The organism is Bacillus sp. MT94 (assembly GCF_058792475.1).
Map to the genome: position 1 here is coordinate 1 of NZ_JBXAEZ010000001.1, position 13,774 is coordinate 13,774.

The window sequence follows — 13,774 nt, forward strand, 5'->3', positions numbered from 1 at the left end:
GGAAAACCAGAAGGCGAAGGCGGAAAACCAGAAGGCGAAGGCGGAAAACCAGAAGGCGAAGGCGGAAAACCAGAAGGCGAAGGCGGAAAACCAGAAGGCGAAGGCGGAAAACCAGAAGGCGAAGGCGGAAAACCAGAAGGCGAAGGCGGAAAACCAGAAGGTGAAGGTGGAAAACCAGAAGGCGAAGGCGGAAAACCAGAAGGCGAAGGCGGAAAACCAGAAGGTGAAGGTGGAAAACCAGAAGGCGAAGGCGGAAAACCAGAAGGTGAAGGTGGAAAGCCAGAAGGCGAAGGTGAGAAACCAGGTAAAAATGTACTAAAATGCGGACAAACGGCACAGGGTGGCATGGGATATGGGGAATATATTCATGCTGTAAGTGAAGATGGCATCTGCTATGTTGAATATGATTTCTTCTCTGCACCAGATAGGATGCGAGTATTTGTTAATAATGAATTAATTTATGATACTTCACGTAAAATGGAAAAAGAAGGAAGTCCATTTGGTTTTTATTATAAACCTGATGATGGGGAATTAAGAGTAGTAATGAATGATGGTCAAGATAAAGGAAGCAGGTGGAGTTATACCCTTTATTGTGGAAGTAGTGTACCTTCGGATGTAAAACTAAAAGCTAAAATTATTAATTAGACATGAGTGTTGTTAACAGAATAAAAAGACTACTTATAATGAATTTAAGTAATTAGTTGCAACTTATTACCTACTCATAACGATAACTAAGTTGCAGAATAAGGGCGGGTAAAATCTCGTCCTTAATTAATAGAAAGAGAGGTGTAGAAATGCCGTATATTGATAGCACACCTGCACTTTCCCCTTATAAGGTTCGTGAAGGTAACTTACAACACGGTTTTATGGATTTACTGATTAAACACGGCTGGACCAAAGTAGTAGAGTTTAAAAAAGCTGTAACAGGGTCTTATTATGTTACAGATCATCCTTTAGAAGGAAGGCATGATGAAAAATTTACAGTTGCCAATCATATTATTCTACGTAATGCACGAGGTGATTTGTTTGGTTTTGCTGTAGTTGCAGATTGGAAGGAGTTTACTGCTCATGATAAAGGGATTCCATATTACAATGCTTTTAAATCAACAGCTACTGAAAAAGAGGCCCTTATTAACTATATGGCCAAAGAATTTGAAAAAAGAAAAGTAAATACATCTCTTTATTTTTATATGTTGGAAAAATTACCAGATGTAAAAGAGGGAGATAAATTATTTACCCCATGGGGAACGGGATCTAGTGCAGATGAAAAACGACTTCAAATGGCTTTAGATATTGAAGTTACACAAATTGATTTTAAATCTACAAGTGCTGGTTCAGAATTTGTAAAGCAAGCGAATCCTGTTGTGATGCAGTCGCCTATTGTAGAGTCATCTCTACGTTCACCATTACTTGAAAATATTGATTACCCTTATATGCATACAAATTGGTGGGTTGATTCGGAAATTAATATTAAAGGACATATTGACAGTAATAGTCTTTTCTTAATTATCCAAACGGATAATACACCAATGTGGGAAAATAATGTCGTACCTATTGTACCGATTTACTTTGGCGATATTGAAGCAATAGATGAAGGTGATCCTGCTATCGCATTATTCGCAGGAACTGTTCCAAAAGGTACTGATACAAATGGCGTTGCTGCTTATAACTTTGATGATATTAAGATTAAAGGTGGGCGTCAAATTATGCCTGTCCTGAAAAAATATCCTTCTAATCCATCTAATGGTGTTGACTCTGTAATGGTGAGTCGTACTAAATTAGGTTCTCGTTATCAAAGTTATTACTTGTCTTGGAATGCACCTGCACAAGATATGCCTCCTAAGCGTGTATCTGAAGTAGGTAATAAACAATACCCACGAGCATGGGAACGAATTAATAATTATCAATTCAATCCTTCACGTTATTCGGATAAAGTACAAACTTCATTTATTTATCTGATTCATCCAGAAGAAGGAGTAAGAGGATATTTAAAGAACTCTGTAGGATTTAATTCAATTAATATGGGATCTAGTGAATTAAGAATTCGTCAAGAGAGTTGTCCAGAAAAGGTTTTTGATGTATATCAGTGTGTCCCAGTTAGTGCAATTTCACCACTAACGAAGCGACCATCCACACAATTTCGACCAATGGGATTAGGGTTGTACAAAGAAGCACTAAATACTTCTAAGAAACCAGCAGCGAATAAGACTCTAGTTAATGTTTCTAACCTAAAAGCTACAAATCCACAAGAAGGAACTGTATTACTTACTTGGACAAATCCGAATGATATGGAGCTCTCAACGGTTAACATCTTCGTAAATGGTATGAAGTATGCAACAGGTGTCACTGAAGTAGAATCATATACTATTAAAAATGTGACAAAAGGAAATGGTGTGAAAATTAAACTAGTTTCTGTAGACATGAAAGGAAATGAATCTGCAGGTATTGAAGTATCTGTGAACGTAATGTAGTAATGCAACTTACATGTTATGAAAGAAAGGTACCTACCTATAATATACATGACATAGAAGAATTGCTATTTATAAAACTAATTAACCTATTATTAAAATAAAATGATTAAGTGGGTGATGAGATGCCATATATTGATTCAACTCCTCAGGATTATCCCTCTAAGTTTGAAGAAGATAACTTGCAGGACGTATTTGCACAAATGTTAATTGATAACGGTTGGACGTTAGTGAGGAACTTTTATAAAGCTGCGGTAGATACTAGGGCGTACAATCGCCGAACGGATCAAGTCAATTATGCAATTGCAAGACATACCATTTTTAGAAATGCAGATGGGAAATTGCTAGGTTTTGCGACAATTAGCCAATTCCCTCTTAAGTACAAGTATGAGAAAAAACAGCCTATTCGTAGACCTCACGATGATACCGATCCTAATGATCCTAACTTTAAAATGAAACCTACTTGGGATGAATGGATTAAACAAAAGTATGTAGATAATACAACAAGAACAAACTTGTATTTCTATATGTTAGAGAAGTTACCAAACTCTAATCTTGTTAAAGAAGATGGTATTGTTTCTATCGTTACTATGCCAGGTATGGGTGGTACATCCTTTGAGCAAGACAGAGATAGGGATAGAGATGACTGGTCTAAGTGGTGGTATGAGTATTTTGAAGGAAACTACCATGTAGAAGATAGAGACTACGATCCAGAAGACTTAATTTATGAAGAAAAATTATTATCAGCTTCTCCTTTCCATGTAATACGTTCAGCACTAGATATTGAAGTGTTAGAAACACGTTGGGATACTGATATGCAAGAAGCGGTAATTGAAAAAGCTGATCCTCGTGTAATGCAGTCACCAATTGTTAAGACTACATTGCGCGCTGAATTTTTAGAGCATATAAACGATCCTTTATGGCATACGAACTGGTGGACAGATTCAGAAGTTCGTGTCAAAGGTCATATTGATAGCACAACATTTTTCCTAGTTCTTCAAGCTGATACAGCCCCTGTTTGGGAGAAGAATTTGGTTCCGACTATACCGCTATATTTCGGTAAAATAAATTCTTTAGATGGAGATAAAGATGAAGGCTATGCATTATTTTCAGGAACGATTCCACCTGTAAAGCGTGTGGATTCAACTAGAAAAGAAACTACATTTTCTTGGCGGAAAATTATGCCTGGAGATACAATCCTTTATGTAAATGATGCGACGAAATTACCTGAGGCACCAGCGTTGTTAACGATTAATGGTACAGAGGTAGTTAAACTTATTGAGAAAAAAGGTAACTATTTAACTGTTGAACGTGCGCAACTTGGAACATTCATGCGTGCACCTTATTGGGACACAGGTGCGACAATTGCTCGTCTATCGACTAACAACGCTAGCAAACGAGTGAAGAATGAAGATGTAGTATCTTTATTTGATTTTGATGATCCTGGCGCAACTGTTGGCGAAACAATTTATCCTTTACTTAAATTGTATCCACATCATTCTTCAAATGGTGTAGATTCTGTAATGGTTTCCCGTTCAAGATTTGGTGCACGTTATCAGGCTCACTATCTCTCATGGAACGCACCTTCGAACCAGCTACCACCAAATAGAGTAGATGAAATTGGTAAGAAATATCCGAGAGCATATAATCCGGTTGAAAAAACTAACAATTATAAATATCAATTTAATACTTCCCGATACTCAGATAAAGTACACTCCTCTCGAATTTATGTAGTTCATCCTGAAGAGGGTGTGAGGGGGTATTTAGATAAAGCAATTGGTTTTAACTCACAAGGAATGAGTGCAACGAACTTACGTGTTGCAAAACAAAACTGTCCGGAAAAAGTTTATGAAATGTATAAACCACATAGTATAGGTGCGGTATCTCCTCTAACGAAGCTACCTGTTACACCTTTCCGTCCTGTAGGTTTGGGGATTTATTCTGAGGACTTTAATCCAAATGAAGTTCCTCACGACATTAAGAATGATAAAACTCCTCCAGGAGAAGTGAAGATTACTAAAGTATTAAGTCCAATATCACAGACTATTGATGTAGAATTTGAACTTCCTACAGATAAGGATTTAAAGCATGTCAATATCTACTTAGATGGTAAGATCTATGCTACTGGAATTACTGGAACAACTTATTATAGATTAATGGGATTAAACACAGGATTTAAACCTGAGATCAAAATTACTACGGTGGATTCAGCCGGTAACGAATCTGTAGGTATTACTGCAACACCTATAGAGGTTTCTTAATAAATATAGAAGGGGTGACCAATATGTCATTAATTAATACAGATGGATTTTTCGATGTAGATTTGTCCGTGCAACTTCTACCTTTAGATTTAGAGAAGTTGTTTAATGCGGGAGGATGGAGTACTTTAGGGAAATACCGTGCGGTATCGCCTTTAACAGATGCAAATGGAAAGAAGGATCCATACCGAAAAACTTTTGCTGAAACTTTTCTATTTGAATCGAAAGGTAGTGATAAACAACATCGCTACTTTGGATTCACGACAGGTTATGGTGGAAATGTGAGAAAGCTTGGAGAGGAACCTGTAATTTCAAAAGATACATTTTTAGGTGAAATGAAGGATGTAACTCCTAGTGGGGCCAAAAAAACAAAGACAGTATTTGAATTTATGGTTAAACCCGTTATTCCTTCTAGTGTAATTTTATATCGTGAAGATGGTTCAATGATTGACCAAGCTACAACAAAGTATTTAATAGATGGAGAGAAAGGGACGGTAACATTCAATGATAGTCAAGTAGGTAAGGTTCTTTCTACATACTCGCTTACAGATAATGCTCCTGATCTAGTAAAACGCTTATGGTTCTTTACGTTTGAAGGATTTATCCCTACTCGATTTATTTTACGTTCTGAACGCCCTGACTTGGCTGAGTTAGAAGACAAAAAAGGTGGAGTATTTAGCTTTAAAATGAAGAAAGGGAACCAACGTATCCGCGAGAATTCATATAAGTTCTATGATAAATTAACTGGAACAGTACCTCTTGATTCCGCTGATTATACTGTGGACCATGAGGCCGGTACAGTAACGTTTTCAGGAGGAACTGAGCCGTTAGCATTATTCGCTGACTATGAACTAGAATATGTAAAAGATGCAAACGGTAATTATGGAGATATTGAAGTAAATAAGTTTAATCCGCAAGTTCCAACAGAACTTATGGGGGCAGCTTATGATGCAGTTCGCTTTGTTTATCCTTCATTACCAACAGCCGTATCGTTTATTCCGCAAAATGATATCGGTTTAGGATGGGGACGAGATTCTCAAGTTTATTATTGGGGAAATATTACAAAGGATCGTATCGTTTCTTACTTCCGTTTAGATCCTGCGCCGGATCCTGAAAGTACGTTCTTTGCACCATTATATATTGGACGTCTATCGACAATTGGTAAGACTCCTCGAATGAATAATGTAATTATTGGTGGAGCTCGTTCTGATGATGAGATTCAATATAAGGCGGGTATGAAATTAGGACGTAGTGTAGTTGACTATGGTGTAAATACATCTAATGGTAATAGTTCTGTACTTGTACAACGAACTGTTGGCGGGGCAATGTATCAAAAACACTATTTAGCATTTATTACTCATGATGCTGACGTAGATCCAAGCCATGAGTCTCGTTTTAATCCGTCTGTATATTCTAATAAATATCACATTTCGCCAATGTATATTGTTCATCCTTCTGATGGTTATGTGGGTAGACTAGATGAAGTTTATGCAATTCATCCAAAAAATATCTCACAATTAGATGAACTAGAAGTAAAAGAACGATCTGAAAACGAGCAAGTAGGTACAGGAGATGGAGCAATCAAAGAGTTTCATTTATTCCATAGACCTACAATCGATGATGAATTTGAAGTTCGCTTAGTAAGTTCAGCTGGATGTAATACGTTAACTAAAACGAATTATGTTGAATATAAAGCAGATACACCTCCAGCTGCTGGGAAATTTACAGTAGATGGTTCTACCAAACGATTAATTTTGGGTGATGCTCCAAAAGATCGCGTAGAAGTGATTGTTTCTTATAATTACGCCCAAACATATCGTTACACTTTAGCAGATACACCTAGAACACCTTTCCGTTTAGCGAACATGACTCCATATGCTCCTATTGGACTTGGTTTCTTAAAAGAAAATTTATAATAACCGCAACTAAGTCATGACTTGTACCGAATACTACGGTGCAAGTCTTACTTTGTCGAAAGGTGGGTGGTGGAAAATGAGTAACAGTAAGCATTATTTACTCAGTTTCACTACCCTTTTTTATAATAAAAAGGGATATGTATTCAGGTTCAATCGTCATCAAAATGTACCTAATCTAGATGTTGTCCCATTGGCTTTTGATCCTTGGAATAGGTATAGTGCGTTAGCTTTAGATGATATGAAAATGGGTACAAAAGTGAAACGAGCGGCTGGTGCGATGCACTCTGTATTAGCTGATTACAAAACTATATTTGAAGGCTCCAATTTAAATTTAGAAAAAGGTAGTCTTATTTATATAGCGGAGGTAGGAGAAGCGTTAACTAGAGGGGATAAAAGTGCACGACAAGGGAATTTAATAGGAATAACAGAGAATAAGGATTTTTACGCTTATTTTGGAGAGGTTATTAGTCAAATTAATACAAATCTAGTTAAGAAACTAAACAAATATGACTTGAAATCTAGTAAAAAGTCGATGATTCATACAGAAACTCCATTTGAATTTAAAAGTAGTAATAAGAGGGTTTATAGTGAAAGGAATTCGTATGATTTTGGCTTTTTGAAAGAGTTAATTGGAGAAAATATTAGTTTAGAACTACTCGAGTTATTACCGAGTTTTGGTCATAATCAAGTAAAAGAATTAGCAGATGTATTATTTAAAAGTGGGCAAATCAATACTGAAGAAAGGTTACTAACCTTACAATATGGCGAGCAAGTTGTAGAAATAGCAAAAGCTAATTTTTTAAAAGTGGTTTGGGATGCTCTCTATAGCCAATTGGATAAGGGTAACAAATTAAGTGAATTTGGGAAAGAGCCCAATAAGATTGAGAATTTTAAAGTTATTTTTACAAGTTATCCTGATGAAGGAATATTAAAAGGAAAAGATACACCAATTCAAGGCGTTCTGAATTTAGGAGATATAGGTGAATCCTATAAAGGAATTTTAGGTTTTCTAGAAAAGCATGAAATGAGTAATGGAAATAAGCTGTTATCAAGTAAGGTTGCAAATACTGAAACAGGATCTTTAATTGCATTAGAAGGAAACGTTTCTCAGGATAGTAGGGGGAATTATCATTTATATGGATTAGTCCCATTTGATGTATATGAGGCGTATATTGAACCTAAAATTTACGAGGGTGTGTCTCATATAGCTTCATTAAGTGAAGCTAGTGAAGTCTATAGATTAATGAATCAGAAAGCTTCATTAGATGAAACAAGAAACGTACATGATGTAATTATTCAGGGTTTAGGTGCAGGTAAGAATATTTCAGACGTAAGAGTAGATTCAATGACAGTGCCAAGGGCAAATGTGAATTATACTTTGAACGATTTTAGTCAGTACATTGGTAGTACCTCTTTCAAGTCTGTAAAACAGCTAATTCATAAAATGGAAGATAGTAAATCTTATCAGTATACGAAGAATAGTGAGAAATTTATCATTGCAGATAAGTATAAAAATGTTCAAAATAATTTATCAGGATTTGAATTAGGTCAGGTTTACCATTCTGGTTCTGAGTCACTGAATATGGAAAAAACACAAAGCAAATCATTTAAGTATGGATTTGAAGATTCAGTATTAAATAGTAACTTTAGTAGTCATTATCAAGCGAATGTTACTACTTTATTGGATAGCACAGAATTTATTCGTGAAGCAGAAAAGTTAAATCTACTTAGTGGGGATAGAAATTACCAAGTTGGTGAAAAGGTTGTTATAAATTCCGGTGAAACATTTCAGATTCAAAATGGTCATTTGAATAATTTAGAGAATGGCGCTAATCGTTATGCTTTTAAAGGGGAATTAATAGCTATAGAACAGGCCTTTAGCAATGAGGATATGATAGATGTTGAACTTAACGAGTTAAATACAATGCAAACTCACTCTTTATTAAAGGACGCTAAAATAGATGGTTTTTCTTCAAGTGTGTTGGAACAATGTGAAGATGTAGTGGTTACACATGTAGTAAAAAAGAGTGAAAAGAAAAAAACAAATGAAACAGAAATTGAACAAAATATTTCTGTTAAAAATAGTGTAGCTGATTATGAGGTAACTATAGAAAATGAAATTAAGTATCATCTAGATAAAGAATTTGACACATTTATTTCAACAACTATCTTAAGTGATCAAAGAGAAATCTTAGTTGATATTTCGAATGACTATGGAGATTTTGGGGAGATAGAGAAGAATTTAGAACTTTGTGTAGAAGAACAAAGTGTAGTAAATAAACCCGAAAAGAACATGGAAATTCAGCAAGACACACTGATTAATTCAAAACTTGAAAAGATATTTGAATCTTATATTCAAGATAGTAATGTAGTAAATCAATTGAAACAAGAAAAAGAAATAAATTTAGTGAAATATTTAGATGCTAAAAGTGAAAAGGTATTGAATACGGATGTATCAACCAGCATGATAGCAGATGATATACAGAGAGAAGAAAAAGCTCATGTTGATAATCTAATTGGATTGGAATTAGAAAATATAGTTGAAACCTATATTCAAAATAACGATTCAGCAGCGCTTGCAGAACGAGAAGAAGAGCCCAATGAAATATATCTAATTGATGCTGTTCTAGATAATACAAGAGACTTGTATTTATTAGATAGTAATAGAGCGAATCAAACTGATCATAAAGAACAGGTATATATTGAGAAGTTAGTGAGTTCGAAACATGAAAAAATATTAGAAACGTATGTACAAAGCGGTAATATGGCAGAACAAAATGAAAATAGAAAAGAAACGCTTGAGACGTATGTACAAAATAGTAATAAAGCAAAACGAATGAACGAAGAAGAACTACATGTCGAGAAGCTATTAAGCACTAATCTTGAAAAAACGTTAGAAACGTATGCGCAAACTGGTGAGATAGCAGAACAAATTGAATACGAAGAAGAAACAGCTGTAGAGAAACTGTTAGGCATGAATCTGGAAGAAACGCTAGAAATGCATGTGCAAAGTATGGATAGATTGGATCAATTACAACGTGAAGAAGAAATACATGTCGATAAACCACTAAGTATGAATTTGGAGAAAATACTAGAAACGTATGCGCAAAGTGGTGAGATAGCAGAACAAATCGAACGCGAAGAAGAAACAACAGTAGAGAAATTGTTAGGCATGAATCTGGAAGAAACGTTAGAAATGCATGTCGATAAACCGCTAAGCATGAATCTTGAAAAAACACTAGAAACGTATGTGCAAAATGGTGAGATAGCAGCCCAAATTGAACGCGAAGAAGAATTACACGTCGATAAATTACTAGATATGAATCTGGAAGAAACGCTAGAAGTGTATATGCAAAGTGACGATAGAGCATTTCAAAATCTTCGTGAAGAGGAAAATTACCTCATTAATCTAAGTACAGCAAAATCTGATGGGATAATTGATAGTGTTGTCTATAAGGAAAATACAATGTCAAATATGGCTGAAAAAGACAATGGTATTCTATTGGATTATGTATCAGAAGGTATAGTAGGAGAGACTTATGAAACGTTAATAGAAGAGGTAGAACCATTAATTATTCATAAAGAATATGAAACAATGATACAAGATGTAGAAAGCGCATTAAGTGGAAGTGAAATCCACGTTGCAGTAGAAAGAAAACATTTAGCTCATCTGTTTAACATATTTGATATTGAAATGAACAATCAAGTACTAACCAATATAGGGAAAGAAAAGGATGCTACCATTGAAGATACAGTTTCAGGTAATCAAACAAATGAAATTGGAGTTGTAGTTACTGATGGGGCTCTTATGAGTTTGGGAGATACTTATGAGTCAATTATTGATCCTACTATTAAAGGTGAAATGGGTGCAACTATAGACACTGTAGTTATAGATGCGAATTTAGCAGATCACCATGCATCAAATGAAGTGGATATTGCAACAATTGAATTCGTAAATAGTGGTAATGATAGAGAAACAACATTAGAAGAAATAGAGTTTGCAGGTTCAGAAAGTAATTTCGAAACTACTATAAATCACTATGATTTTGCGAGTAATAGTCAAGAAACAGATTCAATTATAAACAATAATGAAATGGCAATTTCGGGAATTCATGTAGATACAGAGGTAGAAGAAAGTACCTTAGCAGAATGTAATGTATTCTTAGATGTTATCGAAGAACAATTTGATAAAACAATATTACGTAAAAATAGAAAAATGACAATAGAAGATGAAATGCAAACAGAACAGGTAAATAAGAAGAAAATAAGGATTTTCCAAGAAGAAGAGGGAAGTTCAAGTAATGAAACTATAATGATACTGGATGAAGAAGAACAGATAAACATTAATTCTGCTTCAAATATCACAATAGATAGTGAAACTACAACGAAAAAATTAATATCAAATACAATGTCTATAGAAGATGAGGAATTGTTAAATATTAATAAAGGGAATTATGGATTTATTGATGAAATTGATGAGGGAATGCATTCGAATTCAAATATAATTTCTATAGAAAATGAAGTGGATTTAAATATTGAAAGAAAGCATGAAATGAATGTAATTGATGAAGATGATACAGGTATAGGCTTACCTGAACCAGATAAGCCATGGGATGAAAAAGAAAAGGATAAAGTATGGCTCATTATGGGTAAACCATTCCCTGCATGGAATGGTTGGAATATTAAGAAGACGCGATAGGAGGAAGTTACTATTGAGCATTCATAGGGTTCAGACTGGACTTATTTTTGATGATAATTTCGAAACACTTGATTCACGTTGGATCGTATCCCCTACTGACTCTTATACGTACAGTGATTCTGATAAACAATTAGTACTTAAACACAACTCTACTGATAGAAGTACAAATGCTCTTTTTTCTCTTCCTCAAAATGAAGATGAATTGTTACTACAAGTGCATTCGAACTATACACCAAAATATTTGGGAGATGAAGGTGGTCTCGTTATTTGGAAGAATGCTCTTGAGAAAGTTGAGTTTTTGGAAAGTGAAGATAGCATTCATGAGAATACCTATAATATTTGGAGAACAGTAAAAAAACAAAATCTGTGGACCTTTTTTGCAGAGCGAGGAAATGCGTGGGAGCTATTTGACTCAACAATTTGTATCGATCCAGCTATGGCTGGAGTTGTATTAAAAGGGACGCCAAGAGATGGGTATACACCCCTTATTGTAGAAAGGGTTATCTTATGTAAGGGTACAAATATTAGTGTTGGTAATTTAAATAGTTTTTATAAAGTTGAGTTAATTGATTATGAAAGAAATGTTGTAACTACTCAAATAGTTCCAGATGGATATTCAGGTATAGACATCGAATTACCTACCATTCCTTTTAAGGGGAAAATTAGAGTTTACGATAAGAATGAGACAGGTGAGTATGTTTTAATAGATGAACAAAAAGAATATGCTGAAATGTACGGCGGCGATCTGTTTTTAAGAGGTACAAATTTAAAAGTAAAATGGAAAGGCCAAGAGTTAAGTGAAACAAAAGCTACACATTTAGGTGCACTGAAAAGTGACATAATTGAACAAAAATTGACTGTCTTAAACGATACTTCGGGAAATGTAGCAGAGAATATTGAAATTCAGATTGCTGTTTATAAAAAAGAGTTTGGCTGGGGATGGTGTGATCTTGCCACAGACAACAACGGTACTCCTAATCAATATGAAGATACAACAATACGTATCGGAACGTTACATGAAGGAGAATCAAAGGATTTTTGGGTGAGAATTGCTAGGGTCGATACAACCGATCCTGAAAAAATAAAACAACAGATGAGACCTTCACACTTCTTCTTGGAAATAAGAAACGAATAAGGGGTGGCTAAATGGGAACAAGAATGAAGCTCCATAGATATAGTCCTATCACAAAAGATTGGGATGAAATATTACACGTTGTTGATCAGGATTTCGTGAAAACATATGGTACATCAAATCCTATTTTACCAGTTGGTCATACTTATGAACCAAATAAAGGGCTATTAAAAGTGTATTATAATGGCCGGCGTTTACTAAGCGGAGTTGATTATATTGAGCTGGATGATTATCACATCCATTTAGGTGTAGGTTCAAAAAATGAAGAGCGTTCTATACAGCTACAAATTGGTGATGAGGTGTACATAGAAGTCTATAAAAACCAATATTGTAGTAGGGGGCAAGCTACTATTAGTGGAACGCAATTTTATGACTTACAAAAGGAAATATATGATGCTCGGCAATTCAGAGAGAGTGATAAACCTCATATTTCGTTAGATGCACGTTTAGATGAAATACAACGCCAGTTAGAATTGGTGTACGGTGGAAATTCAAGTGTAGATATAGACTATGAATATAATGAAAGAGGTCAAATTATTCGTGAAATTATCACGGGAGATCATACTATTATTCGAGAGTTTACGTATTATGAGAACGAGGCACCTATGGTCAAGGGTGAATTGAAAACAGAGACTGTATATTATACAGATGGTCTTGGAAGTCTATCTCAACAGGTTACAAGGGAATTTTCATATGATCCTGCAACTAGAAGACTATTAAAGACAACAGTACGAGGGGATAGCTAAGTCTATCCCTTTGTTAATTTCCAATGGAAAGTTCTTATAATGACAGTGCATACCTCGATTTATAAGGAGGATAAATTTATGGATTTTATTGCTTACAATAGAGCACATCTCAATAACAGGCGTATACGGAAGCTTGACGATAAAGTGATGGTATTTGTTGTGCCATCTATTGTACAAGTAGGTATTGTTCGTACAGAATTACGTTTCCCTTATGAGGGAGAGTTAATTGATGCGTATGTAACGTGCGGCACAATGGGAGAATCAAAAACGTGTATCGACATTGAAAGATGCAGTCAAAGTTCATATGATACAACACCTATTTGGCATAGCATTCTTGCTGATGAACTTGTTATTGATGGGAAGAGCAAATCTAATCGTACGTCCTCTACACCATATTCTTTTAAACCGTCACAACTAGCTGTTAATCGTGATGATCACTTTAGAATCAATATCAAAGAGGTAGGTAAGGGCGTAAAAGATATTACTGTAGAGTTGGTAGTTGAATTAGCTCTCGAAGAATAATAAACAATTCATCACAACTTTATAAAGAGATGT

7 protein-coding genes and 1 pseudogene are annotated in these 13,774 nt (G+C 35.0%); all 8 read left to right on the forward strand.

The features are described from left to right. Nucleotides 1-645 (forward strand): annotated as a pseudogene (locus AC1Q51_RS00005) (hypothetical protein); the annotation flags it as partial. A gap of 149 nt (nucleotides 646-794) precedes the next feature. Beyond that, nucleotides 795-2,471 carry a hypothetical protein gene (locus tag AC1Q51_RS00010; RefSeq protein ID WP_001146340.1) on the forward strand — a complete coding sequence of 559 codons (1,677 nt, stop codon included), beginning with the start codon at nucleotides 795-797 and terminating at the stop codon, nucleotides 2,469-2,471. A 122-nt stretch (nucleotides 2,472-2,593) separates the two neighbouring features. Next, nucleotides 2,594-4,729 (forward strand): hypothetical protein, encoded by a 2,136-nt coding sequence (locus AC1Q51_RS00015; protein ID WP_084064844.1) that lies wholly within the window; start codon nucleotides 2,594-2,596, stop codon nucleotides 4,727-4,729. 23 nt (nucleotides 4,730-4,752) lie between these two features. Then, nucleotides 4,753-6,642 (forward strand): hypothetical protein, encoded by a 1,890-nt coding sequence (locus tag AC1Q51_RS00020; RefSeq protein ID WP_084064840.1) that lies wholly within the window; start codon nucleotides 4,753-4,755, stop codon nucleotides 6,640-6,642. Between the two features lie 76 nt (nucleotides 6,643-6,718). Further along, the gene (locus AC1Q51_RS00025) at nucleotides 6,719-11,341 is read left to right on the forward strand and encodes a hypothetical protein (RefSeq protein ID WP_492331287.1); all 4,623 of its coding nucleotides are present in this window, start codon (nucleotides 6,719-6,721) and stop codon (nucleotides 11,339-11,341) included. A gap of 13 nt (nucleotides 11,342-11,354) precedes the next feature. Continuing rightward, nucleotides 11,355-12,476 carry a hypothetical protein gene (locus tag AC1Q51_RS00030; protein WP_090976072.1) on the forward strand — a complete coding sequence of 374 codons (1,122 nt, stop codon included), beginning with the start codon at nucleotides 11,355-11,357 and terminating at the stop codon, nucleotides 12,474-12,476. Nucleotides 12,477-12,499: 23 nt separating this feature from the next. After that, a complete protein-coding gene (locus AC1Q51_RS00035; RefSeq protein WP_492331288.1) occupies nucleotides 12,500-13,219 on the forward strand; it encodes a hypothetical protein in 720 nt (239 codons plus the stop codon). 78 nt (nucleotides 13,220-13,297) lie between these two features. After that, nucleotides 13,298-13,741 (forward strand): hypothetical protein, encoded by a 444-nt coding sequence (locus tag AC1Q51_RS00040; protein ID WP_006916875.1) that lies wholly within the window; start codon nucleotides 13,298-13,300, stop codon nucleotides 13,739-13,741. Nucleotides 13,742-13,774: the final 33 nt, after the last annotated feature.